Consider the following 26,425-nt stretch of genomic DNA (forward strand, 5'->3'; position numbering starts at 1 on the left):
GGGCAGTTCGTGTGCCTGTGGATCGCTGTGGGATCCAGGTTGGCGGGTCCGCCGGAAAATTGAACTTGCGTTTCACAGTGTGAGACGTGAGTATCGTTGCATGGACAACACGGGTGGCGCCTCCAGCGGCGTCGGCGTTCTCGACAAGGCGGCCCTGGTACTGAGTGCCCTGGAGGCCGGACCGGCCACGCTCGCCGGCCTGGTCACGGCCACGGGGCTCGCGCGCCCCACGGCGCACCGGCTCGCGGTCGCGCTGGAGCACCACCGGATGGTGGCGCGGGACATGCAGGGCCGTTTCGTCCTCGGCCCGCGGCTGAGCGAGCTGGCCGCCGCCGCGGGCGAGGACCGGCTGCTGGCGATGGCCGGGCCCGTGCTGACGCATCTGCGGGACGTCACGGGCGAGAGCGCCCAGCTCTACCGCCGCCAGGGCGACATGCGGATCTGCGTGGCCGCGGCGGAGCGGCTGTCCGGACTGCGGGACACCGTTCCGGTCGGCTCCACGCTGCCGATGAAGGCCGGTTCCGCGGCCCAGGTGCTCATGGCCTGGGAGGAGCCCGAGCGGCTGCACCGCGGGCTGCAGGGCGCCCGCTTCACGGCGACCGCGCTCTCGGGCGTACGGCGCCGGGGCTGGGCCCAGTCGATCGGCGAGCGCGAGCCCGGGGTGGCCTCGGTCTCCGCGCCCGTGCGCGGCCCCTCCAACCGCGTGGTGGCCGCCGTCTCCGTCTCCGGCCCGATCGAGCGCCTGACCCGGCACCCGGGCCGGATGCACGCCCAGGCGGTCGCGGACGCGGCCGTCCGCCTCACGGAGGCCCTGCGGCGCAACGGCGGCTGATCGGGCGAGCGGGCGGTTTCCTCGTACGGGCAGGTCGCCGCGCCGTCCCCCAGGGACGCGGGCTGCGCCCGGTGCGGGCGCTGTTCCGGTCCGGGAAGGCGGGGCGGTGACCACCGCGAGGGAATCACGGCCGCCGCCCGCCACACACGGCCCGGGGCCGCTCGCCGGACACTGCCGCACGCGGTGCTGCCTGGCGGCGGGACGCGGCCGCCGCTCCCAGCACGGGCCCGGGGCCCGCTCCCCGGGCGTCACGGCACGCCGACCGTCTCCTCGGCCATCCTGGCCCGGCACGGCCCGGCCGCCGCTCCCAGCGCGGGCTTCGGGGCCGCTGACCGCCTCCTCGGCCGTCCCTGGCCCGGCCCGGGGCCGCGCCCCGGACACTGCCGCACACGCCGGTGCCCGGTTCTGGCGGCCGTTGGTCGCACGGCCGCGGCACGGCCCGGCCGACACTCCGTGCACGGGACCGGGGCACGCTCCTCGGGCATTGCGGCACGCCGACCGCCTTCGCAGCCACCCTGGCCCGGCTCAGGGCCGTGCCCCGGACGGGACCGGCCTCGCTGCCGTGTACGCGCCGCCGACACCGGCTCGGCCGCCACCGCGTGCGCCTGAACGTCGCGGCACACTGACCGCCTCCGCAGCCACCCTCCCCCGGCCCGGGGCCCCGCCCCGAACAGGACCCGGCCTCGCGGCCGAGCCGCACGCCGGGGCAGCCCCGTGCCCCTTCGGGGCGTTATCCGAACCGCACCGCAGCCCGCGCGCCTTCGCGCTCCGGGAAGCCGGTCCGGCGGTCAGCGGCCGCCCGTCCCGGGCCGGCCGCGGGCGGCGCCGAGTCGTAGGCCGGGGGTGCGGTCCCAGCCGACGATCGTGATCACTTGCAGCAGGGACGGCAGCAGTCCGGACAGTTCGACCGTGCGGTGGCGGGCGGCGCGGGCCCTGGCGAAGCTCATGAGCAGCCGCAGCCCGGAGAGGTCCGGGAACTCCACGCGGGACACCTCCAGGCGCAGATCGCCCCGCACGGACGCCACCGACCGCAGGGCGTCCCGCAGCTGCTGGTGGGATCCCGCGTCGACCACGCCCTCGATGCGCAGGCCCGGTGGGCTGCAGGTGCGGACGACGGTCAGTCCGGCCGCGCGCGGGCCGAACTGCGCGGCGGGCAGAGCCTGGTGGCACGGCCCCTCCGGGGCGTCGGCGTACGGCTCACCGCTCTCCCCCGGCTCCCGCCGGCCCGTTCCCCGGGCGTCCCGCCCGGCCGGCTCGGAGGGCCCGGCGGCTGCCAACGTGTCCGGTGGCGGGGGGAGTTGGGGGGCGCCAGGCGGGCGCGCGGGGCTGCGGGGAGGCCGGTCGTCGGCGTGGACCCGGCGGCGGGCGCCGTTGCGGTGGGCCATGCCTGGATTATCGGGCCCGGGCGGGGCCCGCGGAAGGCCGCCGGGGAAAGCCCGGAAGAACGGTCCGGAGCAGGGCGCGCGGCGGGCACGAAAAATGCCCCCCGCGATTGCGGGAGGCATTTTCCTCACGTACCCCCGACCGGATTCGAACCGGCGCTACCGCCTTGAGAGGGCGGCGTGCTAGGCCGCTACACAACGGGGGCTCGCTCTTGCAGAGCATTCTGCTCTCTGCGCTGGGGTACCAGGACTCGAACCTAGACTAAATGAACCAGAATCACTCGTGCTGCCAATTACACCATACCCCATGGTGATCTATGAAGTTATCGCGTACCCCCGACCGGATTCGAACCGGCGCTACCGCCTTGAGAGGGCGGCGTGCTAGGCCGCTACACAACGGGGGCCCTTGGCGATCCATGGTTCACGCCGCCTCCGGAAGCGATCCGGATGGTGACGGATTTCAGGATCAGTACCCCCGACCGGATTCGAACCGGCGCTACCGCCTTGAGAGGGCGGCGTGCTAGGCCGCTACACAACGGGGGCTCGCACTGTTTTTCCTGACAAGAGCTTACCTCATGAATTTCCGGGAGAATTTCACCGAATTTCGCAAGGAAATCTCTTGCTGGGGTACCAGGACTCGAACCTAGACTAAGTGAACCAGAATCACTCGTGCTGCCAATTACACCATACCCCACCAGAGTTCGACCCCCGCCGGGGGTCTTGCTCGGGCTGCTCCGCCCCGCTCCGGCCTCTCGGCCCTCTCGGGCGGCGCAGGAAGAACATTACCCGAAGGTGGACGGGGCTCCAAAACCGATAACCCCGAGCAGCAGCGCGGGCAGCTCGTCGAGCCCCCGGATCCGCCGGACCCCGTCCGGCACGGTCTGCGCCGGTGCCCCGTCCGCCGCTGCCGCCCCGTCCGTTCCGCGGCCATTCGGCCCGCCCCAGGGCACCGCCCCGGGCCGGTCGAGCCAGATGCCGCGCAGTCCGGCCCGTACCGCGCCGACCGCGTCCACGTCGAGGTTGTCGCCCACGTACGCGACCTCGCCCGGCGGCAGCCCCAGCGCCGCGCAGGCGGCCGCGAAGGCGGCCGGGTCGGGCTTGGCGCAGCCCAGCCGGTCCGCGCACAGCACGTGCTCGAAGCGGCCTTCCAGGCCGAGGGCGCGCAGCTTGCGTTCCTGGTGCGCGGTGGCGGAGTTGGAGAGCACCGCGTGCCGGAAGGGCCGCCGCAGCGCGTCGAGGGCGGGCACGGCGTCGGGGAAGAGGGCCCAGGCGGCCTCGTAGCGGGTCACGTAGCGGCCGAACCAGGCCTCGGCGTCGGAGTCGGCCAGCGGGGCGCCCAGGAAGGCCCGTACGCGCTCGCGGCGGTGCTCGGCGAAGTCGATCTCGCCGGAGAGGAAGCGGGCGTACTGCTCCTCCATCACCGCGCGCCACATGCCCCAGGCGGCCTCGGGCGTCGCGAAGCGGGCGAGCACGCCCTCGGCGGCGAAGTGGCGCAGCGCGCCGGTCCGGTCGGAGCCGGTGTAGTCGAAGAGCGTGTCGTCGACGTCCCAGAGGACCGCCCGCACGGGAGCGGGGACGGAGGTGGCCATGGGACCGACCGTAACGCGCCGGGAACGCCTGTGGGGCCCGTGAGCGGGTGCTCACGGGCCCCACGGTGGGCCGTGCCGTGTCGCGGCGCGTTACGTGCGTTACGCCGTGAGCCTGGCCAGCGCCGCGTCGATACGGGCCAGCGTCCGCTCCCGGCCGAGGACTTCGAGGGACTCGAAGAGCGGCAGGCCGACCGTGCGGCCGGTGACGGCGACCCGGACCGGGGCCTGGGCCTTGCCGAGCTTGAGGCCGTGCTCCTCGCCGGCGGCGACGACGGCGGCCTTGAGGGCGTCGGCGTTCCAGTCGGCGGCCTCCAGCCGGGCGCGGGCGGTGCGCAGCAGCGCGTCCGAGCCCTCCTTCATCGCCTTGTTCCAGGACGCCTCGTCCTCCACCGGCCGCTCCAGGAAGAGGAAGTCGACGTTGGGGACGATGTCGGACAGGACCGTCAGCCGGGTCTGGGCGTGCGGGGCGATGGCCTCGAACCGCGCCTGGTCGAAGTCCTCGGGGGCCCACGGCGCGTGCGGGGCGGTGAGCCAGGGGGCGCACGCGTCGACGAACGCCTTCACGTCCAGCTGCCGGATGTGGTCGGCGTTGATGGCCTCGGCCTTCTTCAGGTCGAAGCGGGCCGGGTTGGCGTTGACGTCCTTGATGTCGAAGGCCGCGACCAGCTCGTCCATCGAGAAGATGTCCTGGTCGGCGGAGAGCGACCAGCCCAGCAGGGAAAGGTAGTTGAGCAGGCCCTGCGGCAGGAAGCCGCGCTCCCGGTAGAGGTTGAGGGACGCCTGCGGGTCGCGCTTGGAGAGCTTCTTGTTGCCCTCGCCCATGACGTACGGCAGGTGCCCGAACTCCGGGACGGTGCCGCCTCCGACGCCGATCTCGGCGAGGGCGCGGTAGAGCGCGATCTGGCGCGGGGTGGAGGAGAGCAGGTCCTCGCCGCGCAGGACGTGCGTGATCTCCATCAGCGCGTCGTCGACGGGGTTGACGAGCGTGTAGAGGGGGGCGCCGTTGGCGCGGACGATGCCGAAGTCCGGCACGTTCTCCGGGGTGAAGGTCAGCTCGCCGCGCACCAGGTCGGTGAAGGTGATCGGCTCGTCGGGCATCCGGAAGCGGACGATGGGCGTGCGGCCCTCCGCCTCGTAGGCGGCCACCTGCTCGGCGGTCAGCTCACGGCACGCGCCGTCGTAACCGGAGGGCCTGCCGGCGGCGCGGGCGGCCTCGCGGCGGGCGTCGAGCTCCTCGGTGGTGCAGTAGCACTTGTAGGCGAAGCCGCGCTCCAGGAGCCGGCCGGCGACGTCCTTGTAGATGTCCATGCGCTGCGACTGGCGGTACGGCGCGTGGGGGCCGCCGACCTCGGGGCCCTCGTCCCAGTCGAGACCCAGCCAGCGCATCGACTCCAGCAGCTGCGTGTACGACTCCTCCGAGTCGCGCGCCGCGTCGGTGTCCTCGATGCGGAAGACCAGGGTGCCGCCGTGGTGGCGGGCGAACGCCCAGTTGAACAGGGCGGTGCGGACCAGGCCCACGTGGGGGTTGCCGGTCGGCGAGGGACAGAAACGTACGCGGACGTTCGCGTTAGCCACGCTTGATCACCTTGTTGGTGAGAGTGCCGATGCCTTCGATGGTGACGGCGACCTCGTCGCCGACGTTCAGGGGTCCGACGCCGGCGGGGGTGCCGGTGAGCACGACGTCGCCGGGGAGCAGCGTCATCGCCTCGGTGATGTGGACGATCAGGTCCTCGACGGAGCGGACCATCTCGGCGGTGCGGCCGAGCTGGCGCTGTTCGCCGTTGACCGTGCACATGATGCCGAGGTCGCCCGGGTCGAGCTCGGTCTCGATCCAGGGGCCGAGGGGGCAGGAGGTGTCGAAGCCCTTGGCGCGGGCCCACTGCTCCTCGCGGCGCTGGACGTCGCGGGCGGTGATGTCGTTGGCGCAGGTGTAGCCGAGGACGACGTCCTTGACGCGCTCGCGCGGGACCTCGCGGCACATCCGGCCGATGACGACGGCCAGTTCGGCCTCGTGGTGCACCTCGGAGGAGAACGACGGGTAGACGACGGCGTCGCCGGGGCCGACGACCGAGGTCGACGGCTTGAAGAAGACGACGGGGGCGTCGGGGACCTCGTTGCCCAGTTCGGCGGCGTGCTCGGCGTAGTTGCGGCCGACGGCGACGACCTTGTTGGGCAGGACGGGCGGCAGCAGCCGCACCTTGTCGAGCGGGATCCTCTTGCCCGAGCGCTCGAATTCGGCGAAGGGGTGTCCCTTGATGATGTCGAGGACGGGACCGCCTTCTGTCTGGGCGTCCCCCTCCACGACGCCGAAGGCGACGTTGCCGTCGATGGAGAACCTGGCGATGCGCACGGGAAGCTGCTGCCTCTCACCTGATCGTGCCGGAATCGGACACCCCAGGCTATCGCGGGCCGGCCACGCGGTCCGGCGCGGCCGGACGGGGCGGGTACGGGCGCCGCGCCGACCGCGTTCCGGTGCGGGCCCGGGCCCGTGCGGCCCCGCCGGAGCGGTGCGCGGGTCCGCGCGAGGACGGTACCGCCGGCGGGGTTCGCGGGTCACCGCAGGACGTACGGGGCCGTACGCACCGCACGGCGGCCTCGGGCACACGCCCGCCGGGGTGCCACCGGCACGGCGGGTACGGGCGCCGCGTCGGCCGTGTCCGGGAGCGGGCCCGGGTCCGCGTGAGGACGGTGCTGCCGGCCGGGTTCGCGGGTCACCGCAGGACGTACGGGGCCGTACGCACCGCACGGCGGCCTCGGGCACACGCCCGCCGGGGCGCCACCGGCACGGCGGGTACGGGCGCCGCGTCCGGCCGTGTCCGGGAGCGGGCCCGGTCCGCGTGAGGACGGTGCTGCCGGCAGGGTCGCGGGGCGCCGCGGCACGTACGGGACCGTACGCACCGCACGGCGGCCTCGGGCACGCGCGCGGTGTGCCCGGAAGCGTGCGGCGGTGGCGCGGGGGTCAGTCCTGCGGGGACGGGGTGGCCGGGGCCGTCATGAGGGTCGTGCGGCGGGGGTTCGCGGTGACCGCGGGCAGCTTCTCGGCGTGGACGGGGGCCTCGGCGACGCGCAGCGCCGTGGTGTCCGTCAGGTGGGCGAGCGTCGTACGGCGCGGGTTGGCGGTCTTGCGGGCCGTCAGCGTCGTCCGGGTCGCCTTCGCCGTCTTCGTGGTCTTCACTTACTGCCTCGCTGCCTCGCGTGTGTCCGGATTCGCGGTGTCGTTCTCGCGATTGTGTAAAGGACCAGGCTAGGCGTGCCCCTCCCCCGGGGATGACGGGAGGAGTCCCGAGTTGCTTGTGAGTTTGCTCACGAACCCGATAGAGAAATGCCGCATAGCGGTCAGTCACTCCACCCCGACGAAACAGGACATCACGGGACTGAATGCCCCGTTCCGCTCTGGATCACGACGACCGCGGCGCGAGGCGACTGCCAGCCCCGACGGGGCGACTCGCCCGCGAATGCCCCTTGTAAAGAGGGGAGTTCGGGACAGCGGGCCGAAATCCGGCTACACTCCGTCACCGATTCCGCGCCCACGTGCACCGGCCTTGTTGCGAGATCCGGCACTGTGCTGGAATTCCACGGACCGCCAGGGGGCAACCGCGGTCCCCCCATCGACTCGACACCGTCCCTCCGCTCCGCCGGAAGGGACGCCTGGTCCAGAGGTTGCGACGCTAGTGCAGGGACGTTTCAAGAGGGATGGCAGCGCTGCGGCGGAGCCGGAGCCGCGCGGTGCGACCGACCGCGGCACGCCCGCCGGTGAGCCGGCCGGGCCCGCTTCCGCCGGCCGGCCGAAGTCCAAGGCCAAGGTGAAGGGCAAGGCCAGGACGCGCAAGCCGGGCCGGAAGGGCGGCGCGGGGACGCCGGCCCCGGAGCAGCCGGGCACCGCCAAGGTCCCCCACGACCCGGGCTCGCGAATAGCCCTGCGCAACTGGCGCATCAGCACCCGACTGATATCCCTGCTGGCCCTGCCGGTCGTCGCGGCCACCGCGCTCGGCGCGCTGCGTATCCAGAGCAACCTGGAGAACGTCGACCAGCTCGACCACATGAAGCTCCTGACGGACATGACGAGTTCGGCCACCCGGCTCGCCAACGCCCTGCAGGACGAACGCGACCGCTCCGCGGGCCCCCTGGTCACCGGCAACGACAAGGACGACCGCGTCGTCTCCTCCCGGCAGCAGACCGACCAGGCCATCGGCGACTTCCGCAAGGCGACGGCCGAGGTCAAGCCCAACGACGAGGCCATGGTCGGTGTGACCACGACCCTGGTGGAGATCACCAGGCAGCTGGACCGCATCAAGGACGTCCGCAACTCGGCCTACAAGAACAGCGACTACTACGCGCGCACCGTCAACAACTACGACGCGCTCATCAACTCGCTGCTCTCGCTCTCGCAGGACATGGCCCAGGCCACCAGCAACAGCGAGATGATCACCAGCACCCGTGCGCTGGCCTCGTTCTCCTCCGCCAAGGAGTACGCCTCCATCCAGCGCGCCGTGATCACCGCGGCGCTCGCCAACACCAAGGGCCCCGCCCTCTCCCCCAACGACCGCGAGTACGGCCAGGAGGCACTGGCCGGCGAGAACGAGGCACTGGCCCGGTTCACCGCCATCCGCGGCGAGGACGCCAAGCAACTGCTGCAGGCGCTCAACGGCGGCGTCCCGGAGATCACCGCAGCGAAGAACTACGCCGACCGCGCGCTGAACCGCACCGACGGGCTCAAGGCCGACGCGAAGTCGTACCCCGACTGGTACGACCAGGCCAGCATCAAGGTCAACGAGATGGCCAAGGTCGAGCAGACCCTGCTCAACCAGATGCAGCAGAAGGCCCGCGAACTGCGCGACGAAGCGGACCAGGAGACCTGGCTCAACGCCGCGCTCATCGTCCTCGTCCTCGGCATCTCGCTCGTCGGCGCCTTCTTCGTGGCCCGCTCCATGGTGCGTTCGCTGCGGCGGCTGCAGGACACCGCCCAGAAGGTCGCCCACGACCGGCTGCCCGAGCTCGTCCAGCAGCTCTCCGAGAGCGACCCGCAGGACGTCGACACCTCTGTCGAGTCCGTCGGCGTGCACAGCCGTGACGAGATCGGCAAGGTGGCCGCGGCCTTCGACGAGGTGCACCGCGAGGCGGTCCGCCTCGCCGCCGAACAGGCCCTGCTGCGCGGCAACGTCAACGCGATGTTCACCAACCTCTCGCGCCGCAGCCAGGGTCTGATCCAGCGTCAGCTCTCGTTGATCTCCGAGCTGGAGTCCCGCGAGGCCGACCCGGACCAGCTGTCCTCGCTGTTCAAGCTCGACCACCTCGCGACCCGTATGCGCCGCAACGGCGAGAACCTCCTCGTCCTCGCCGGTGAGGAGCCGGGCCGGCGGTGGACACGGCCCGTCCCGCTCGTCGACGTGCTGCGCGCCGCCGCGTCCGAGGTGGAGCAGTACGAGCGCATCGAACTGTCCGGCGTGCCGCCGACCGAGGTCGCGGGCCGCGTCGTCAACGACCTCGTGCACCTGCTCGCCGAGCTGCTGGAGAACGCGACCTCGTTCTCCTCCCCACAGACCAAGGTCAAGGTCACCGGTCACGCGCTGCCCGACGGCCGGGTGCTCGTGGAGATCCACGACACCGGCATCGGTCTGTCGCCGGACGACCTGGCCTCCATCAACGACCGTCTCGCGAGCCCGCCGACCGTGGACGTGTCGGTCTCCCGCCGCATGGGTCTGTTCGTGGTCGGCCGGCTGTCCCTGCGGCACGGCATCCGCGTACAGCTGCGGCCGTCCGACTCCGGCGGTACGACCGCGCTCGTCATGCTGCCGGTCGATGTCGCGCAGGGCGGCAAGAAGCCGATGCCTGGTGCCGTGCCCCCGGCGGGCGGCGGCAGCGGCATGGCCGGCCTGATGACGGCCGGCCAGCGCCGCCAGGTGCCGCCGGGCGCCGACGGCGGTGCCCCGCGTCCGGGGCTGCCGGGCCAGGGCGGCACGACCAGGAACGGGCTGCCGACGCGGCCCGCCCCGTCCGGCGGGCCGGGCTTCGACCCGGCGGCCGGCAGCCTCTTCGACACCTCGCCGCGCGGCGGTACGGACCCGGGTGCGGCGGGCCCCAAGGGTGCCGACGGCCGTGCCGCGCTGCCGACCCGCGGCGCGGGTGCCGTACCGCCGCCCCCGGCCGGAGACCACACGGGCCGTCCGGAACGTCCCGCCGCCACCGACCCGGCGGGGCTGCCGACGCGGCCGACGCCGAGCTGGGGCGCCGGAGCGCCGTCCGCCGCGCCCGTCGACGACTGGCCGCCGGCCTCGGCCGGCGCCGCGCGCGGCCACGAGGACGTCGACCGGCCGGCGCGGGGCGCGAAGACCCCGCCGAACGCCGCCGACCCGGCCGGACTGCCGTCCACCACGGGCGAGTTCAGGCTGCCGGGCGGGCCCGGCGACACGGCGCAGTTCCCGCCCGTCGACGCCACGGGCGCGCCGGCGGACGGCGGCACCGGGCAGTTCCCGCTCGGGAAGTCCACGGACAGCGCGTCCGGGCACGGCGCTCCCGGTGACACGGCGCAGTTCCCGCGGATCCCGGACACCGGCGTACTCCCCGGCACACCGGACCAGTTGCCGGCCGAGCCGCTGAGCAGCACCTCCGGCCAGCACCCGCAGCCGTCCTACGGCGACCCGCAGAACAGCACCTCCGGCCAACACGGCCTGCCCGGCTCCGGCGAACCGCTCAGCAGCACGTCCGGCCAGTACGAGCGCCCCGCCTCCGGGGACCCGCTCGGCAGCACGTCGGGGCAGTACGACCTGCCGGCCGGCGGCGAGCCGCTGGGCAGCACGTCCGGCCAGCACACCCTGCCCGGCTCCGGCGAACCGATCGGCAGCACGTCGGGACAGCACGCACAACCGCACCTCGGCGAACCGCCGAACAGCACGTCCGGCCAACACGGCCTGCCCGCCCCCGGCGACCCGCTGGGCAGCACCTCCGGCCAGTACGCCCGGCCGACCGCCGGGGAACCGCTCGGCGGCACCTCCGGCCAGTACGCGCAGCCCAACCCCGGCGAACCGCCGAACAGCACGTCCGGCCAGCACGGCCTGCCCGGCTCCGGGGACCCGCTCGGCAGCACGTCCGGCCAGTACGACCGCCCCGCTCCCGGCGAATCGCTCGGCAGCACGTCCGGACAGCACCAGCAGCCCACCCTCGGCGACCCGCAGAGCACCGGCCAGTACGCGCAGCCGCCCTTCGGCGACCCGCAGAGCAGCACGTCCGGCCAGTACGACCTGCCGGCCGGCGGCGAGCCGCTGGGCAGCACGTCCGGCCAGCACACCCTGCCCGGCTCCGGCGAACCGATCGGCAGCACCTCGGGGCAGCACGCACAGCCGCACTTCGGCGAACCGCCGAACAGCACGTCCGGACAGCACCAGCAGCCCACCCTCGGCGACCCGCTGGGCAGCGCCTCCGGGCAGTACGGGCTGTCCGACGGCTCCGCCGCGCCGGCGAGCGCGCGGACGCCGCTCTTCGAGGAGCTGGAGTCCAACTGGTTCCGGGGCGCGGACGAAGAGGACGCCGCCCCGGCCCCGAAGGTGGAGGAGGCGCCGCGGCCGCCCCGCCGGGAGGCCCGCAACCCGCTGGCCCAGCAGGACCGTTCGCAGGACGCCCCCTGGCGCGACTCGCCCAACGACGAGCGCTGGCGCCGGGCCGAGCAGCTGCGCGAGCCCGCGGCGGGCGGACTCACCTCGTCCGGACTGCCCCGCCGTGTGCCGCGTGCGAACCTCGTGGAGGGGACCGCCGCACAGCAGCAGCAGACCCATCCGGCCGGTCCGCAGGTCTCGCGTGCGCCCGACGACGTACGCGGCCGGCTGACCAATCTCCGCCGGGGCATCCAGCAGGGCCGGCAGGCCGGCGGGGCCTCGACCACCGGCAGCCACCACGTTGGCCCCACTCACCAGCAGGAGCGATAGTTGAGTCCGATGAGCCAGGCGGCGCAGAATCTGAACTGGTTGATCACCAACTTCGTGGAGAACACCCCGGGGGTGTCCCACACGGTGGTGGTCTCCGCCGACGGCCTTCTGCTGGCGATGTCCGAGGGCTTCCCCCGTGACCGCGCCGACCAACTGGCCGCGGTCGCCTCGGGGCTGACGTCCCTGACGTCCGGCGCCTCGCGCATCTTCGAGGGGGGCCCGGTCAATCAGACCGTGGTGGAGATGGAGCGCGGCTTCCTGTTCATCATGTCCGTCTCGGACGGTTCCTCGCTGGCCGTACTGGCGCACCCGGAGTGCGACATCGGCCTCGTGGGCTACGAGATGGCCCTGCTGGTCGACCGCGCGGGCACGGTGCTCACACCGGATCTGCGCGCCGAACTGCAGGGCAGCCTGCTGAACTGACCGGCACATCCCGCATGTTCCGTCCGACCGTACGGCCGAAAACCCCCCAACGGCCCCCGCTCGACGGCATTATTGCCTTCCTGCTGTCCCGTCCGGAGGATCCATGACCCCGCCCGCCTCGCCCGGCCCGTACGGCGTTCCGCACGACGCGTCGTACGGGAGTGACAGCGACCAGCCGCTGGTCCGCCCCTACGCCATGACGGGGGGACGCACCCGGCCGCGCTACCAGCTCGCCATCGAGGCGCTGGTCAGCTCCACGGCCGATCCGGCCACCCTCGCCGGACTGCTCCCCGAGCACCAGCGGATCTGCCACCTGTGCCGGGAGGTCAAGTCGGTCGCCGAGGTCTCGGCGCTGCTGAACATGCCCCTGGGGGTGGCCCGCATCCTGGTCGCGGATCTGGCGGAGGCCGGCATGGTGGCGATCCACCAGCCGGGCGGCAGCGGCGAGTCCGGCGGAACGCCGGATGTGACACTGCTCGAAAGGGTGCTCAGTGGACTTCGGAAGCTCTAGCGGCGGAGCCGGCCGCTCCACGACCAGCGCGAAGATCGTGGTGGCGGGCGGCTTCGGCGTGGGCAAGACGACCTTCGTCGGCGCGGTCTCGGAAATCAGCCCGCTGCGCACCGAGGCCGTCATGACCTCCGCCTCGGCGGGGATCGACGATCTGAGCCACGTCCAGGACAAGACCACCACCACGGTGGCGATGGATTTCGGCCGGATCACGCTGGACCAGGATCTGATCCTTTATCTGTTCGGCACTCCGGGCCAGGACCGCTTCTGGTTCATGTGGGACGACCTGGTGCGCGGCGCGATCGGCGCCGTGGTGCTCGTCGACACCCGCAGACTGGCGGACTGTTTCCCGGCGGTGGACTACTTCGAGAACAGCGGACTGCCGTTCGTGATCGCGCTGAACGGGTTCGACGGGCACCAGCCGTACGCTCCGGAGGAAGTCCGCGAGGCCTTGCAGATCGGCCCGGACACCCCGATCATCACCACCGACGCCCGCCATCGCGACGAGGCCAAGAGTGCCTTGATCACTTTGGTCGAGCATGCCCTGATGGCGCGTCTGAAGTAAATCCAGGAAGTTACCGGGGAGTTGGTTCCGGAAATCGACTGTGGCCTTCAACACGGCCCGCCCCGGGGTTCATAACGTTTCGACAGAGAATCGGCCGGACGCGACCACCCCTCGCGTTCGGTCGACTTCGCTGTGCGCACAAATCGCCCGTCATTTGGCGCCGCTCGCTCTTAATGCCCGTTTTATGTCGGGCGTATCGTCGGGACCGCCGGTGACGGCCGCTGTTTGGATTGCGCCTGCCTCACGTGCTGGAATTCCTTGAACTGGGCGGTAACGGCTCAGTCAGCAATACGGCACACCAGGCAGGTGCCGACGCCGAGAGGTTGTTGGTCGAGTGACGCGCAGAAAGACGGGCGCCGCACAGCAGGCGCGGGACGAACGGGGCAACTTCACCCCTCCGTCCCGCAACACGGCGGTGCCGCCTTCCGACGTCCCCGAAACGCCCGCGCCCGACACCGGCCGCGGCGGCCGCTTCTCGCCCCGCAACTGGCGGGTGCCGGTCCGGCTGAACGCGATCCTGCTGATCCCGGTGCTCGTGGCCCTCGTCTTCGGCGGTTTCGACGTCAAGGGCTCGGTGGACACCTGGACCGAGGCCAAGGAGGCCGCCGACACGGCCCGGCTGGTGCGGGCCGCGGCCACGTACGCGCACGCCGTCATCGACGAGCGCGACCTGACCGCCAAGCCGCTGCTGGAGGGCAACCGCGACGCCCCGGTGGTGAAGAAGGCGACGGACGCGACGGACGCCGCCCGCGCCGCTTTCGACAAGGCCGTCAAGGCCGCCCCGGACACCCCGAGTCTGCGCCGCCGTCTGAAGCTCTTCCGCGAGGCGGAGCAGAAGCTGCCGAAGCTGCGCAAGTCCGCCTACACCTCCGATCTGCCCGCGGTGCAGACCGAGGACGGCTACGGCGCCATCCAGCGCCCGCTGATGGCCTTCACCAACGAGCTCGGCCTCGGCACCGAGAACGCCAACTCCTACGGCCGCATGGTCTACGCGATCTCGCTCGCCAAGGCCGCCGAGTCGCTGCAGCGCTCCATCGGTGTGCACCTGATCCTCAAGCCGGCCACCGACGACAAGGAGCGCCGGGCCCAGCTGACGGCCTTCACCTCCTACAACTTCCTTGAGTACATCGCCCGTATCGAGTACGACTCGGGCGGCACCGAGGACGACATCAGCCGGCTGAACGACGCGATCGCCACCAAGGCCAAGGGCTCCGAGATCGACAAGGTCTCGCAGGCGATCATGGCGGGCAAGACGCCCGAGCAGCTCAAGGCCATGGGCATCACGGCGGACTCCTGGCTGGCCGCCGCCACCACGAAGTTCGACGCCTACCGCTCCGTCGAGCAGGAGCTGATGAACAAGGCGGTGGACGACGCCGAGAAGATCTCCGACGAGGCGCAGACCGACGCCATCGTCAACTCCTCGATCATGATCGTCGCGCTGCTCGCCGCGTTCTTCGTGGCCGGCATGATGGCCCGCTCGATGGGCCGCAGCATGCGCCGTCTGCGCCGCGCCGCCTCCGACGTGGCCGAGAACAGGCTGCCGGCGCTGGTCGGCCAGCTCTCGCGGACCGACCCCGGGCACATCGACACCCGTGTCCAGCCCATCCCGATCACCACCAAGGACGAGATCGGCGAGATCGCCCGCGCCTTCGACCAGATCCACCGCGAGGCCGTCCGCCTCGCCGCCGAACAGGCCCTGCTGCGGGGCAACATCAACGCGATCTTCACCAACCTCTCGCGCCGCAACCAGAGCCTGATCGAGGGCCAGCTGACCCTGATCACGGAGCTGGAGGAGCACGAGGCCGACCCGGACCAGCTGGAGAACCTCTTCCGCCTGGACCACCTGGCGACCCGTATGCGCCGCAACGGCGAGAACCTCCTGGTCCTCGCGGGCGAGGAGGCCGGCCGCCGCTGGGACCAGCCGGTGCCGCTGGTCGACGTGCTGCGCGCGGCCTCCTCCGAGGTGGAGGCGTACGAGCGCATCGAGCTGTCGGGCGTCCCCGACGCCGACATCCACGGACTGGCCGTCACCGACCTCGTGCACCTGCTCGCGGAGCTGCTGGAGAACGCCACCACCTTCTCCTCCCCGCACACCAAGGTCCGCGTCACCGCGACCCGGCTGCCCGACGGCCGGGTGATGGTCGAGATCCACGACAAGGGCATCGGCCTGACCGCCGAGGACTTCGCGGACATCAACCACAAGCTGGCCAACCCGCCGACGGTGGACGTCGCGGTCGCGCAGCGCATGGGCCTGTTCGTGGTCGGCCGGCTGGCCGCCCGGCACGGCATCCGGGTGCAGCTGCGCCCCTCCGGCGAGCAGGCCGGCACCACCTCGCTGGTCATGCTGCCGGACGCGATCACGCACGGCGGTGGCGGCGAGGACGAGGCCGGCCCGGACGACTTCACGGTCTCGCCGATGGTGCCCGGCCAGAAGGCCGCCCCGGTCGACCGCATGCGCACGGCCGCCGAACTCGGCTTCGACGACTCCCGTTACGACAGGGGCCCCGAGAGCGCGAACGGCGCGCTGCCGGACCCGCTGGACCCGCTCGGCCGCGCGCGGCTGCGCGAGGAGCGGCGCAGCGCGCTGGAGGCCCAGGCCGCCGCGCACCGCGCCGACTTCGGCCGGCAGCAGGAATACGAGCGGCAGGAATACGAGCAGCAGGGCTACCCGCAGCCGGACTACGAGCAGCAGGCCCCGCAGGGCTACGGCCGGCAGCTCGGGTACGAGCAGCAGCAGGCGCCGTACGGGCAGCAGCACGCTCCGCTCGGCGAGCAGCAACTGCCCTACGACCAGCCGCAGTCCGGCGGGCCGTCCGACCGGCAGTCGATGCAGCAGCCGATGCAGCAGGACGTGCGCCAGGACGTGCAGCAACAGGGTGCGCAGCCGTCGCACGGCTATCCGCAGGCCGGTTATCCGGAAGCGGGTCATGCCGATGCCGGCTACACCGAGCAGCAGACCTTCGGTGACGGAGGGGCGCTGCCCCAGCAGGGCGACTGGCAGGGGTCTGGTCCGTACCAGAGCGGGCTCCCGCGGCGTCACCGGACCGAATCGGAATCCCTGCCGCCCGCTGACACGGCGCGGCCGGAGCGCGTAGAGTTCGACCGTCCGAGCCCCGCACCGAGCGGCTCCCACTCGTTGACCGGGGCCGGTCTGCCGCGCCGCGGAACGCAGTGGCAGCAGCCTGAGAGTGTCGACGAGGCCGCGGGGGCCGGCGATGCGGAGCAGCCCCGGCAGGACGTCCCACAGCAGCCCCACGAGGGTGCCGACCGGCGGGCGGCGAACGACGAGCGCTGGCACCGCGCCGAGCAGCTCCGGGATCCGAAGGCCGGCGGAGTGACCCCCTCCGGTCTGCCCCGCCGAGTGCCCAAGGCGAATCTGATCGAGGGCACGGCGGCACAGACCGCGCAGAACGGCCCCCAGATATCCCGCGCCCCGGAGGACGTCCGCGGCAGGCTGAGCAATCTGCGCCGCGGTGTCCAGCAGGGGCGCAGCGCGGGGACGGAGTCCGCGGAGTTCCCGATGACCTCCGCGCAGGAGCAGCATGAGCACAACGACCGGGGCCCCGGCCCCGGCGGCACCTACGATCAGGAGCGTTAGTGTGAGCCCGATGAGCCAGGCGGCGCAGAACCTGAACTGGTTGATCACCAGTTTCGTGGAGAACACCCCAGGGGTGTCCCACACCGTCGTGGTCTCCGCCGACGGACTCCTTCTGGCGATGTCCGAAGGCTTTCCGCGGGACCGCGCCGACCAGCTGGCGGCGGTCGCCTCCGGTCTCACCTCGCTGACCGCGGGCGCCTCCCGCATCTTCGAGGGGGGCGCGGTCAACCAGACCGTGGTGGAGATGGAGCGCGGCTTCCTGTTCATCATGTCCATTTCCGACGGTTCCTCGCTGGCCGTGCTGGCGCACCCGGAGTGCGACATCGGCCTCGTCGGCTACGAGATGGCCCTCCTCGTCGACCGCGCGGGTACGGTGCTGACGCCCGACCTGCGTGCCGAACTGCAGGGGAGCCTTCTCAACTAGCAAAGAGGCAGTGCGTTTCGCGCCACCGCGCCATAGGGTGCGGTGGCGCGACCAGCAGCAGACAGGCAAGTTGGAGGAGGAGACGTGGCAACGCCCCCAGGCGGTTACCCGTACGGAAATGATCAGCAGGCTCAACCACCGTTGAACCGCTTCAACTTCCCCTCCGCACCGAGCCACCGGGCCCAGCCGGAGATGCCGCGCCCGCAGACCGCTCCGCCGGTCCCGCCGGCCCAGGACCGGCAGCACCGGCGGGCGGAGCGGCCGGGCGCGGGCGGCGGCAGGTCCGGGGGCCGGCACAACCCACTGGTCCGCCCGTACGCGATGACCGGCGGCCGGACCCGGCCCCGCTACCAGCTCGCCATCGAGGCGCTGGTGCACACCACGGCCCAGCCCTCCCAGCTCCAAGGGCAGTTGCCGGAACACCAGCGCATCTGCCACCTGTGCCGTGAGATCAAGTCCGTGGCCGAGATCTCGGCACTTCTGACCATTCCCCTCGGCGTCGCCCGGATCCTCGTCGCCGACCTGGCCGAGGCGGGGCTCGTCGCCATCCACCACCCCGGCGGCGACGAATCCGCCGGCGGCCAGCCTGACGTGACACTGCTCGAAAGGGTGCTCAGTGGACTTCGGAACCTCTAGCGGCGAGGCAGCCCGCTCCACCACCTCCGCGAAGATCGTGGTGGCCGGCGGCTTCGGCGTGGGCAAGACCACGTTCGTCGGCGCCGTCTCGGAGATCAACCCGCTGCGTACCGAAGCCGTGATGACTTCCGCCTCCGCGGGCATCGACGATCTCACCCACGCGCCGGACAAGACCACGACGACCGTGGCCATGGACTTCGGCAGGATCACCCTGGACCAGGACCTGATCCTCTACCTGTTCGGCACGCCCGGCCAGGACCGCTTCTGGTTCATGTGGGACGACCTGGTGCGCGGCGCGATCGGCGCCGTGGTGCTCGTCGACACCCGCCGGCTCGCCGACTGCTTCCCGGCCGTGGACTACTTCGAGAACAGCGGACTGCCGTTCGTGATCGCCCTCAACGGGTTCGACGGGCAGCAGCCGTACGCCCCGGAGGAAGTCCGCGAGGCCCTGCAGATCGGCCCGGACGCGCCGATCATCACCACCGACGCCCGGCACCGCGGCGAGGCGAAGAGCACGCTGATCACGCTGGTCGAGCACGCGCTGATGGCACGGCTGCGGTGAGGCCCGTCCGGGCCGGCACGACGACGCGAAAAGGTCCCCGCACTCACGAGGAGAGTGCGGGGACCTTGTGCACGTGGTCCCTGCGCGCCGAGGGGCCGCGCTGAGGGGCTCAGCCCTGCCAGCTGTGCGGGGCCCGGCTGTGCCAACCCGGGGGACGCTGCGTCTGACAGCGGCTCCGCCGCGGGCCGGACCCCCGGCAGAAGGCCGGCTCAGCCCTGCCAGCTGTGCGGGGCCCGGAAGCCCGGGGTGCGCTCCAGGCGGCGCCAGGCCGCCGTGGTGCGGCGCGGGCGGGCCGGGGCGGCGTGCGCGGAGCCGGCCGCGGCGCGGGCGAGGAGCACGGCCGTGACGGCCGCGAGCTCCTCCGCGTCCGCGGTGCCCTTCTCGACGCGAACGAACGTCTTGTCCATGCGTGACTCCCTTTACTGGGGTGGGTTGCCGTGCTTGCGGGAGGGCAGGTCGGCGTGCTTGCCCGCGAGCATGGCGAGTGCCTTGATGAGGACCGGCCGGGTCTCGGCGGGGTCGATGACGTCGTCGACGAGCCCGCGCTCGGCCGCGTAGTACGGGTGCATGAGCTCGGCCTTGTACTCCTTGACCATGCGGGCCCGCATCGCCTCGGGGTCGTCGGCCTCCGCGATCTGCCGGCGGAAGATCACGTTGGCGGCGCCCTCCGCGCCCATCACGGCGATCTCGTTGGTCGGCCAGGCGTAGGTCAGGTCCGCGCCGATGGACTGGGAGTCCATGACGATGTAGGCGCCGCCGTACGCCTTGCGCAGGATCACCGAGATCCGCGGCACGGTCGCGTTGCAGTAGGCGTACAGCAGCTTCGCGCCGTGCCGGATGATTCCACCGTGCTCCTGGTCGACGCCCGGCAGGAAGCCCGGGACGTCCAGAAGGGTGACGATGGGGATGTTGAAGGCGTCGCACATCTGGATGAAACGCGCGGCCTTCTCGCTGGCCTCGATGTCCAGTACACCGGCCAGGTGCTGCGGCTGGCTGGCGACGATGCCCACGACCTGCCCGTCGAGCCGGGACAGCGCGCAGATGATGTTGGTGGCCCAGCGCTCGTGGATCTCCAGGAAGTCGCCGTCGTCGACGATCTCCTCGATGACCCGGCGCATGTCGTAGGGGCGGTTGCCGTCGGCGGGCACCAGGTCCAGCAGTGCCTGTCCCGGCCGGTCGGCCGGGTCCTCGCAGGCCACCCGGGGCGGGTTCTCGCGGTTGTTCTGCGGCAGGAGCGAGAGGAGGTAGCGGACCTCCTCCAGGCAGGTCTCCTCGTCGTCGTAGGCGAAGTGCGCCACGCCCGAGGTCCCGGCGTGCACGTCGGCGCCGCCCAGCCCGTTCTGGGTGATCTCCTCACCGGTGACGGCCCTGACCACGTCGGGACCGGTGATGAACATCTGCGAGGTGTCACGGACCATGAACACGAAGTCGGTCAGGGCCGGGCTGTAGGCCGCGCCGCCCGCGCACGGGCCGAGCATCACCGAGATCTGCGGGATGACCCCGGAGGCCTTGGTGTTGCGCTGGAAGATGCCGCCGTAGCCGGCGAGCGCCGAGACGCCCTCCTGGATACGGGCGCCCGCGCCGTCGTTGAGGGAGACCAGCGGGGCACCGGCCGCGATGGCCTTGTCCATGATCTTGTGGATCTTCGTGGCGTGGGCCTCGCCCAGCGCCCCGCCGAAGATCCGGAAGTCGTGCGCGTACACGAAGACGGTCCGGCCGTGGACGGTGCCCCAGCCCGTGATCACACCGTCGGTGTACGGCTTCTTGCTCTCCAGCCCGAACCCCTGGGCCCGGTGCCGCCGCAGCGGCTCGACCTCGCAGAACGACCCCTCGTCCAGAAGCAGATCGATCCGCTCCCGGGCGGTCAGCTTCCCCTTGGCCTTCTGGGCCTGGGTCGCCCGCTCGCTCGGACCACGCCGAACCTGCTCGCGGATGGCGTGCAGCTCGGCGACGCGCCCACGGACGTCACTCGCCTCTACGGGCGCACCTTCGAGATTGCTCATGCATAGACGGTACGTGGCAGGGGCCCCGGAAACTCATGTCGGTTCCATACAACGTCATGTGCCTTTTGGTGGGCAGGCGGCACAGAAGTGCACAGGGGCTTCCCCACTTGACACCCCCGATCGGGGGGTGCAGCTGTTGACCTTCCACAAAACCACTTCCCCTGGCCGGTAGGGCGGAAAGCTTGACGCCGCTCACCCACCGGGCGGTCGCCCGGCGCCCGACGCGAGCTCGACGGCGCAGCGGTGGGAGGCGCAGGCGGTACCCGGGGTGACGCGCAGCCGCAGCGAGCGTCCGGCCTCGATCACCCGCACCGAGGCGTCGTGCGCGAGGACCCGGCGCACGGGCCGGTCCCACACGAGCTCGACCGCCGCTCCGGTGCGCGGGGGCTCGGCGAGGTGGAGGGCGGCCTGCCGGCCCCGGTGGCGGACGAGCACGGCGGCGGGGGCCGTGACGGTGAGCCCCCCGGCGCTGCCGGCGGTCCAGAACGCGGCCCCGGTCAGTCCCAGGGGCGGAAAGGAAACCGCTTGGCAGGACGGGGAGTTGCTCAGCACGATGAGCCCCGGGTCAGCGGCGCGGGCGGCGGTGGCGGCCGCGTCGGCGCCGGGGAGCAGGAGGCAGGCGTAGGCGGCGCCCGCGGGGTCGGTGCCGTGGGGGTGCCAGAGGGTGAGGTAGCGGCGGGTGAGGCGGTCGGGGGCGCCGCCGGTGTTGATGTCGCGCCACGCTCCCGTGCGGGCCTCGCGCAGGGCCGCGAGGGGGGCTCCGCCGGGGAGGACGTAGCCGCCGTGGCCCTCCAGGTGCGCCCAGCGGGCCCGCTCGTAGCGCCGGGTCCAGCCGTCGCGGACGGGCTCGGCGCGGCCGTCGACGGTGAGCGCGGCCGTACCGGCCGCACCGAGGTTGCGGTTGTCGACGACCGTTTCGACGGGGACTCCGTCGCGTGCGGTGATCCCGGCGCCCAGGCACAGGACCGCGTCGGCCGCGCAGAACCAGGACTTGCGTGCTTCGAGTGTGGAGCCGAGGCCCTTGAGGTGCTGGCCGACGACCGCGAACTCGCCGTCGGTGACGCCGCCGACCCAGCGCGCGGCTGGTTTGGGCGCGCCCCAGGCGCCGCCCTCGTTGTCGGCGGGTCGCTTGGCGCAGACGGTGGTTCCGGGCAGGCGCAGGGGGTCGACGGTGGGCCAGAAGGCGTCGCTGTACTGGTCGCCGCCGGAGCCGTCGGCCCACCAGTAGAGCATCCCGGAGCCGGTGTGCCAGCCGTGCGGGTTCTCGCCGTTGCCGTTCTCGTAGTGGGTGATGCGCTCGGAGGCCATGGCGATGTTGACGGTCCAGCCGGGGCGCCGGTGCACGGCCCGGTCCATGGCGGCGAGCAGCCGGTGCCCGGTGGGCTCGGGGGCCGCCGGTCCCGGGGCGGCGTCGATCGCGGCGAGGCGCGCCAGCGCGTCGGTGCCGAGGCGGGGGTCGGTGCGCAGGGGGCTGGTGGTGGCGCGGGCGATCCAGCCCTTGACCAGGGCGTGCCAGCGGGCCCGTTCGGCCGTGCCCGCGCTGTCGGCGAGCAGGGCGATGGCGGCGATGACGGCGTGGCCGCGCTGGTGGTCGCTCTGTGCCGACCCGTAGGGGTCGTCGGCCTGGAGCCCCCGGCTGACGGCGCGGCCGCTGACGCTGTCCATGACCAGGCCGTCGTGCAGGACGGGCACGAAGGCCCGCTCGACGCTGTCGAGGACGGTCCGCCGCGCTGGGTCGGTGATCTCCCAGCTCGATCCGCGCAGCAGGGCGAAGAGGCGGGCCAGTCCGTCGAGGAGGACGCAGCCGTAGGTGCCGGTGTAGGCGACCCAGGTGTGCTGGACGAAGGAGCCGTCGGCGTACAGGCCGTCGCCCGAGGTGACGTGGGGGAAGACGGGCGAGAGGGCGTCGCGGGCGAGCGCGGTGCGGTCGGGGTCCTCGCCGAGGATCCCGTGCAGGGCGGCGACCCGGCACAGGTCGACGCGGTTGGCCCCGGTGCTCGTGCCGCTGTAGTCGTCGAACAGCTCGTCGGGGACGAAGTGTCCGATGGCGGCCAGGAGTTGCTCCCGCAGTGCGTCGCCCGTTCTCCCGTGGAGCAGGGTGAGGGTGTCGAGGAGCAGCCGGGGGGTGCCGATCTGCCAGTCCCACCAGTTGCCGTGGCGGGTGGTCGTGGTGGTGTACGCGCGCTCGCCGACGTGGGCCAGGCCGGTGGCGGTGGCGGTGGCGAGGTCCGCGTCGCCGGTGAGCCCGGTGCCGGGCTGGGCGTAGGCCTGGGCCATGGCGTACAGGCGTGCGCAGCTGCGGGTGATGCCGGCGGACCGCTCGAACGGGGCGTCGGGCCACAGGGAGCCGGGGGCGGGGTGCATGCTCGCGCGGTGGGTGCGGGCGAGCCCGCCGGTGCGGCGCAGAACGGTGGCGAAGGGTTCGGCGGCCGGGTCGAAGCCCGTGCCGAGCAGCAGTCCGCGCCAGCGCTCCCGCAGCAGCGCGAACTCCCCTGCACGGCCTGCGGCTTGGGGCCGTCGGCCGGCCGCCGTGGGGCGGCGGGGGTCGGCGGCAGCCCGGTCCGCTCCGAGCGCGAGGGCGCTCGCGGTGACGGCGAGGAAGCCGCGGCGGGTCCAGCGGGCAGGCGGCATGGCTGGTCCTCCCGGGGGGCGCTGGGCAAGGGGGCGCAGGCCGCACACCGTGGCACGGCGGGGCCGCCCCCGCAATGCCCGTGCGCGGAACCGCGCCCGGCGCGTCGCACCGCGCGCGGCCGCTCTCCCCCTGCGAGCCGTGCGACCAGGCGCCGCAGGAGGTCACGCAGCGGCGTCATGGAATCACCCCCTCGACACGGTTGAAATTTGAATAAGGTCGCGCTACCGTCAATCTCGTTGAACTTTAAACAACACCTCTTCCCGCCAAGGAGCAGTCATGGGCCTCTTCAGCCGCAAGCACAGCACCACCCCGGCCGCCGGCACGGCGGCCACCGCGACCGCCGCCGTCCCGGCCCAGGCCGTGGACCCGGCGCTGGCCGCCCTGACCGGCGACTACACCATCGACCCGAGCCACAGCAGCATCGGCTTCACCGTGCGCCACGCGATGGTCACCAACGTCCGGGGCTCGTTCACCGAGCACGAGGGCACCCTGCGCCTGGACGGCGCCGACCCGTCCCGCTCCACCGCCGCCATCGACGTCAGGATCGCCAGCGTGGACACCGGCATCCGGGACCGCGACGCCCATCTGCGGAGCGCGGACTTCTTCGACGCCGAGACCTTCCCGCTGATGTCCTTCCGCTCCACGAAGGCCGAGCAGCTCGGCGGCGACCGCTACCGCATCACCGGCGACCTCACCATCAAGGACGTCACCCGCCCCCTCTCCATCGACCTGGAGTTCCACGGCTCGGCCACCGACGTCTACGGCAACGAGCGCGTCGGCTTCGAGGGCGGCACGGAGATCCTGCGCTCCGACTGGGGCCTGACCTGGAACGCGGCGCTGGAGGCCGGCGGCGTGATGGTCAGCGACAAGGTGAAGCTGACCTTCGACATCTCGGCGATCAAGACCGCACCCCAGGGCTGAACCGGTGCGCTGTCAGCGGCCGAGGCGCGCCAGGCACTCCATGACCTCCGCGCCCCGGTCCGCCGCCGTGCTCAGCGCGACGTGGTTGTCGGGCCGCACGAGGACGAGCCCGTCGCCCTCGATGCCGTAGGCCGTGCGCGCGTGGCCGTGGACGTCCGCCACGCGCTCGTCTCCCAAGACCCCCTCGGTTCCCGGGACTTCCCCGCCTCCTCCCGCGCCGCCGTCGATCAGGCAGGTGCGCACGAGCCCGGCGTACCGCTCCCGCGCCCCGGCGAGCGCCCGCCCGCTGCCCGCGCCGAAGCCCAGCAGCGTGAAGTGCGGCCCCGCGAAGACCTCGAAGAGCCGCCTCGGGGCACCGCTCACCGCGTCCGCGCACGGCGCGTCCGGAGCCCGTGCGCCGGCGAGCGGGCCGCCCGCCGCGAGCGAGCTCCAGGCATAGCCGACGCCCAGGGTGGTGGTGTCCTCGGTGAACACGGCCTCCGTGCCGACCCCCGCCGTCCTGACCGCCTCGTTGACGACGCGCAGGCGCTCGTCGGTGAGCCGCAGCGTCCAGGCGGCGACGGGCAGCCGCTCCTCCTCGTAGGTGTCCAACAGCCCTTCCCCCGCCGCCCCCTTGACCACCAGCGCGAGCTTCCAGCCCAGGTTGAAGGCGTCCTGGATCCCGGTGTTCATGCCCAGCCCGCCGGCTATCGAGTGCACGTGCGCGGCGTCACCGGCGATGAACACCCGGCCCGCCCTGAAGCGGTCCGCCATACGGACGTTGACACGGTAGGTGGACATCCACAACGGATCGCCCAGCCGCACCCCCGGCATCCGGGCGTGCCGGTCGAAGATACGCTGGAAGCTCTCCAGCGACGGCCCCAGCGGCCGCCCCCGGTCGTCGCGCTCGGGCGATGCCTGGAGCTGCCAGTGCCTGCTGTCGCGGAACGGGCTCAGCAGGATCGCGCCGTCCTCGTCGAACCACTGGTGCCAGAAGCGGGGATCGAGGCCGTCCGCCGTGACATCGCCGACGAGCATGCACTCCTCGGCCTCCGTGCGCCCCTCGAAGCGCACGCCGAGCGCCTTGCGCACGGGACTGCGGCCGCCGTCGCAGCCCACGAGATACCGGGCCCGCAGCCGGCGACCATCGGCCAGGCGCACGTCGACGCCGCCCTCGTCCTGCGTGAACCCGACGACCTCGCAGCCGAGTTCGACCCGCGTCCCGTACTCGGCGAGCCTGTCGCGCAGGATCTCCTCGACGCGCCACTGGGGAATGGCCAGCGAGCTCGCATGGGGCCGGTCGGGGGTGGGGGCGCGGTCGCCGAAGGTGACGTGATCGGCGATGGGCACGCCGTCGCGGTACTTGCGCAGCACCACGTGCTCCAGGCCCGAGGCGGCGGCCCGCTCCCCCACCCCGAGGTCGTCCAGGATCTCCCGGGTGCGCTGATTGAGCCCCTTGCCCCGCGAACCCCGCTGGAACGCGGGCGACTTGTCCAGGACACGCACGGACACCCCGGCCCGGGCGAGCGTGCACGCGAGGGTGAGACCGGTGGGCCCGGCCCCCACGACGAGCACCTCGGCAGGTGCGGCGGGCACAGCCGACGCAACAGGCACAGTCAGCACAGCAGGCACAGCTGACGCAGCAGGCATGCAGGACATACGACACCCCTCGATTCCCCCTCGGCCCCTCGACTCCCTCAGCCGGGGCGGCCGGTGTCTCCATGAAAGACCCGTCGCCCAGAAAACGCAACCGGGTAATAAAAGTTTCTCGGTAACGAGACGCGGGTACGATGAGGGCGTGAGCGAGGTGACGCCCGGCACGACCGGGCTTCGGGAGTTGAAGAAGCAGCGCACGCGGGAGGCGCTGTCGCGCACGGCCGTCGAGCTCTTCCTGGAGCGCGGCTTCGACCAGGTCTCGGTGGCGGACGTGGCGGCGGCGGTGGAGGTGTCCAAGCCGACGCTGTTCCGCTACTTCCCGGCCAAGGAGGACCTGGCGCTGTACCGGATCGCCGACCACCAGGGCGAGGCGGCCCGGGTGGTGCGGGCCCGGGCGGCCGGCGAGTCGCCGCTGGAGGCGCTGCGCGCCCATTTCCACGCGCGACTCGACGCCTTCGACCCGGTGACGGGCTTGTGCGACCGGCCGGAGGTCGTGGCGTTCCGCGACATGCTCTACTCCACCCCGAGCCTGGTCGCCCGCCTGGCCCACTACACCCAGGACGACGAACGGGCCCTGGAGGAAGCCCTGCTGGACACCTCGGGTACGGACGCGGTGACGGCGCGCCTGGCGGCCGCCCAGATCATCGCCGTGCACCACGTCCTCGCCCGCGACAACTGGCGCCGGCTGGCGGACGGCTCCCCCGCCGGCTCCGTCCTGCCCGCCGCCCATGAGGACTCCGAGCGGGCCTACGGCCTGCTGGGGGCGGGTCTTGCGGCCCGGGGGCTGTGACCCGCC

The 26,425-nt window shown here is 72.6% G+C and carries 20 protein-coding genes, 5 tRNA genes and 1 pseudogene; 12 read left to right on the plus strand and 14 right to left on the minus strand.

From position 1 onward, the window contains the following. Nucleotides 1-100 precede the first annotated feature (100 nt). The gene (locus tag ACFP1Z_RS13520) at nucleotides 101-832 is read left to right on the plus strand and encodes an IclR family transcriptional regulator (RefSeq protein WP_390316419.1); all 732 of its coding nucleotides are present in this window, start codon (nucleotides 101-103) and stop codon (nucleotides 830-832) included. Between the two features lie 788 nt (nucleotides 833-1,620). Here the strand turns inward: ACFP1Z_RS13520 and ACFP1Z_RS13525 are convergent. The 10 genes from ACFP1Z_RS13525 to ACFP1Z_RS13570 all read right to left on the minus strand — a co-directional run bounded on the left by ACFP1Z_RS13525 (nucleotide 1,621) and on the right by ACFP1Z_RS13570 (nucleotide 6,978). Then, on the minus strand, nucleotides 1,621-2,217 hold the full coding sequence (locus ACFP1Z_RS13525) for an STAS domain-containing protein (RefSeq protein WP_390316420.1): 597 nt from the start codon (nucleotides 2,215-2,217) through the stop codon (nucleotides 1,621-1,623). Nucleotides 2,218-2,347: 130 nt separating this feature from the next. Next, nucleotides 2,348-2,420 (minus strand) — tRNA-Glu (locus ACFP1Z_RS13530). Nucleotides 2,421-2,450: 30 nt separating this feature from the next. Further along, nucleotides 2,451-2,522 (minus strand) — tRNA-Gln (locus tag ACFP1Z_RS13535). Between the two features lie 23 nt (nucleotides 2,523-2,545). Then, a tRNA-Glu gene (locus tag ACFP1Z_RS13540) sits at nucleotides 2,546-2,618 on the minus strand. A gap of 66 nt (nucleotides 2,619-2,684) precedes the next feature. Then, nucleotides 2,685-2,757: transfer RNA gene (locus ACFP1Z_RS13545), tRNA-Glu, on the minus strand. Nucleotides 2,758-2,836: 79 nt separating this feature from the next. After that, nucleotides 2,837-2,908: transfer RNA gene (locus ACFP1Z_RS13550), tRNA-Gln, on the minus strand. Between the two features lie 88 nt (nucleotides 2,909-2,996). Beyond that, nucleotides 2,997-3,803: an HAD family hydrolase gene (locus ACFP1Z_RS13555; protein WP_390316421.1), complete on the minus strand. Its 807-nt coding sequence runs from the start codon at nucleotides 3,801-3,803 to the stop codon at nucleotides 2,997-2,999. Nucleotides 3,804-3,902: 99 nt separating this feature from the next. Then, a complete protein-coding gene (gltX, locus tag ACFP1Z_RS13560) occupies nucleotides 3,903-5,378 on the minus strand; it encodes a glutamate--tRNA ligase (protein ID WP_390316422.1) in 1,476 nt (491 codons plus the stop codon). After that, nucleotides 5,371-6,153 carry a fumarylacetoacetate hydrolase family protein gene (locus ACFP1Z_RS13565; protein WP_390316423.1) on the minus strand — a complete coding sequence of 261 codons (783 nt, stop codon included), beginning with the start codon at nucleotides 6,151-6,153 and terminating at the stop codon, nucleotides 5,371-5,373. The genes gltX and ACFP1Z_RS13565 overlap by 8 nt, the downstream gene beginning before the upstream one ends. Before the next feature lie 609 nt (nucleotides 6,154-6,762). Then, the gene (locus tag ACFP1Z_RS13570; RefSeq protein ID WP_390316424.1) at nucleotides 6,763-6,978 is read right to left on the minus strand and encodes a hypothetical protein; all 216 of its coding nucleotides are present in this window, start codon (nucleotides 6,976-6,978) and stop codon (nucleotides 6,763-6,765) included. Nucleotides 6,979-7,474: 496 nt separating this feature from the next. Between ACFP1Z_RS13570 and ACFP1Z_RS13575 the strand changes: the two genes are divergently transcribed. The 9 genes and pseudogenes from ACFP1Z_RS13575 to ACFP1Z_RS13615 all read left to right on the plus strand — a co-directional run bounded on the left by ACFP1Z_RS13575 (nucleotide 7,475) and on the right by ACFP1Z_RS13615 (nucleotide 18,438). After that, a complete protein-coding gene (locus tag ACFP1Z_RS13575) occupies nucleotides 7,475-11,722 on the plus strand; it encodes a sensor histidine kinase (protein WP_390316425.1) in 4,248 nt (1,415 codons plus the stop codon). Beyond that, nucleotides 11,723-12,145, plus strand: a complete 423-nt coding sequence (locus ACFP1Z_RS13580; protein WP_344964248.1) for a roadblock/LC7 domain-containing protein — start codon at nucleotides 11,723-11,725, stop codon at nucleotides 12,143-12,145. It abuts the gene before it with no gap. Nucleotides 12,146-12,248: 103 nt separating this feature from the next. Continuing rightward, on the plus strand, nucleotides 12,249-12,656 hold the full coding sequence (locus ACFP1Z_RS13585; RefSeq protein ID WP_390316426.1) for a DUF742 domain-containing protein: 408 nt from the start codon (nucleotides 12,249-12,251) through the stop codon (nucleotides 12,654-12,656). Next, entirely contained in the window at nucleotides 12,637-13,218 is a 582-nt protein-coding gene (locus tag ACFP1Z_RS13590; RefSeq protein WP_390316427.1) for a GTP-binding protein, read from the plus strand. The genes ACFP1Z_RS13585 and ACFP1Z_RS13590 overlap by 20 nt, the downstream gene beginning before the upstream one ends. Before the next feature lie 622 nt (nucleotides 13,219-13,840). Further along, nucleotides 13,841-14,563: pseudogene (locus ACFP1Z_RS13595) on the plus strand (nitrate- and nitrite sensing domain-containing protein); the annotation flags it as partial. A gap of 147 nt (nucleotides 14,564-14,710) precedes the next feature. Next, entirely contained in the window at nucleotides 14,711-16,816 is a 2,106-nt protein-coding gene (locus ACFP1Z_RS13600; protein WP_465269275.1) for a HAMP domain-containing sensor histidine kinase, read from the plus strand. A 10-nt stretch (nucleotides 16,817-16,826) separates the two neighbouring features. Next, the gene (locus ACFP1Z_RS13605; protein ID WP_390316687.1) at nucleotides 16,827-17,240 is read left to right on the plus strand and encodes a roadblock/LC7 domain-containing protein; all 414 of its coding nucleotides are present in this window, start codon (nucleotides 16,827-16,829) and stop codon (nucleotides 17,238-17,240) included. Between the two features lie 84 nt (nucleotides 17,241-17,324). Next, nucleotides 17,325-17,876: a DUF742 domain-containing protein gene (locus ACFP1Z_RS13610; protein ID WP_390316428.1), complete on the plus strand. Its 552-nt coding sequence runs from the start codon at nucleotides 17,325-17,327 to the stop codon at nucleotides 17,874-17,876. Then, entirely contained in the window at nucleotides 17,857-18,438 is a 582-nt protein-coding gene (locus ACFP1Z_RS13615; protein WP_390316429.1) for a GTP-binding protein, read from the plus strand. Before ACFP1Z_RS13610 ends, ACFP1Z_RS13615 begins: the two co-directional genes overlap by 20 nt. Nucleotides 18,439-18,647: 209 nt before the next feature. On the opposite strand, the gene ACFP1Z_RS13620 is transcribed toward ACFP1Z_RS13615, so the two are convergent. The 3 genes from ACFP1Z_RS13620 to ACFP1Z_RS13630 form a co-directional block, all read right to left on the minus strand. Next, a complete protein-coding gene (locus tag ACFP1Z_RS13620) occupies nucleotides 18,648-18,845 on the minus strand; it encodes an acyl-CoA carboxylase subunit epsilon (protein WP_390316430.1) in 198 nt (65 codons plus the stop codon). Between the two features lie 12 nt (nucleotides 18,846-18,857). After that, nucleotides 18,858-20,441 (minus strand): acyl-CoA carboxylase subunit beta, encoded by a 1,584-nt coding sequence (locus ACFP1Z_RS13625; RefSeq protein ID WP_390316431.1) that lies wholly within the window; start codon nucleotides 20,439-20,441, stop codon nucleotides 18,858-18,860. A gap of 192 nt (nucleotides 20,442-20,633) precedes the next feature. Further along, complete coding sequence (locus ACFP1Z_RS13630; protein ID WP_390316432.1) at nucleotides 20,634-23,072, minus strand: polysaccharide lyase 8 family protein; 2,439 nt, start codon at nucleotides 23,070-23,072, stop codon at nucleotides 20,634-20,636. A 277-nt stretch (nucleotides 23,073-23,349) separates the two neighbouring features. Here ACFP1Z_RS13630 and ACFP1Z_RS13635 point away from each other — a divergent pair, with 277 nt between their 5' ends. Next, entirely contained in the window at nucleotides 23,350-23,994 is a 645-nt protein-coding gene (locus ACFP1Z_RS13635; protein ID WP_390316434.1) for a YceI family protein, read from the plus strand. 12 nt (nucleotides 23,995-24,006) lie between these two features. Here ACFP1Z_RS13635 and ACFP1Z_RS13640 read toward each other — a convergent pair whose 3' ends face one another. After that, on the minus strand, nucleotides 24,007-25,569 hold the full coding sequence (locus ACFP1Z_RS13640) for an FAD-dependent monooxygenase (protein WP_390316435.1): 1,563 nt from the start codon (nucleotides 25,567-25,569) through the stop codon (nucleotides 24,007-24,009). A 202-nt stretch (nucleotides 25,570-25,771) separates the two neighbouring features. Here ACFP1Z_RS13640 and ACFP1Z_RS13645 point away from each other — a divergent pair, with 202 nt between their 5' ends. After that, nucleotides 25,772-26,419, plus strand: coding sequence for a TetR/AcrR family transcriptional regulator (locus ACFP1Z_RS13645; protein WP_390316437.1), 648 nt, complete (start codon nucleotides 25,772-25,774; stop codon nucleotides 26,417-26,419). The last annotated feature ends 6 nt before the right edge of the window (nucleotides 26,420-26,425 follow it).

Source organism: Streptomyces gamaensis, assembly GCF_042656465.1.
Classification (GTDB): Bacteria; Actinomycetota; Actinomycetes; order Streptomycetales; family Streptomycetaceae; genus Streptomyces; species Streptomyces gamaensis.

Coding starts and splice junctions, on each gene's coding strand:
- ACFP1Z_RS13520 (WP_390316419.1), top strand. CDS start 101: ATGGACAACACGGGTGGCGCCTCCAGCGGCGTCGGCGTTCTCGACAAG.
- ACFP1Z_RS13525 (WP_390316420.1), bottom strand. CDS start 2,217: ATGGCCCACCGCAACGGCGCCCGCCGCCGGGTCCACGCCGACGACCGG.
- ACFP1Z_RS13555 (WP_390316421.1), bottom strand. CDS start 3,803: ATGGCCACCTCCGTCCCCGCTCCCGTGCGGGCGGTCCTCTGGGACGTC.
- ACFP1Z_RS13585 (WP_390316426.1), top strand. CDS start 12,249: ATGACCCCGCCCGCCTCGCCCGGCCCGTACGGCGTTCCGCACGACGCG.
- ACFP1Z_RS13600 (WP_465269275.1), top strand. CDS start 14,711: ATGCGCCGTCTGCGCCGCGCCGCCTCCGACGTGGCCGAGAACAGGCTG.
- ACFP1Z_RS13605 (WP_390316687.1), top strand. CDS start 16,827: ATGAGCCAGGCGGCGCAGAACCTGAACTGGTTGATCACCAGTTTCGTG.
- ACFP1Z_RS13620 (WP_390316430.1), bottom strand. CDS start 18,845: ATGGACAAGACGTTCGTTCGCGTCGAGAAGGGCACCGCGGACGCGGAG.
- ACFP1Z_RS13625 (WP_390316431.1), bottom strand. CDS start 20,441: ATGAGCAATCTCGAAGGTGCGCCCGTAGAGGCGAGTGACGTCCGTGGG.
- ACFP1Z_RS13630 (WP_390316432.1), bottom strand. CDS start 23,072: ATGCCGCCTGCCCGCTGGACCCGCCGCGGCTTCCTCGCCGTCACCGCG.
- ACFP1Z_RS13635 (WP_390316434.1), top strand. CDS start 23,350: ATGGGCCTCTTCAGCCGCAAGCACAGCACCACCCCGGCCGCCGGCACG.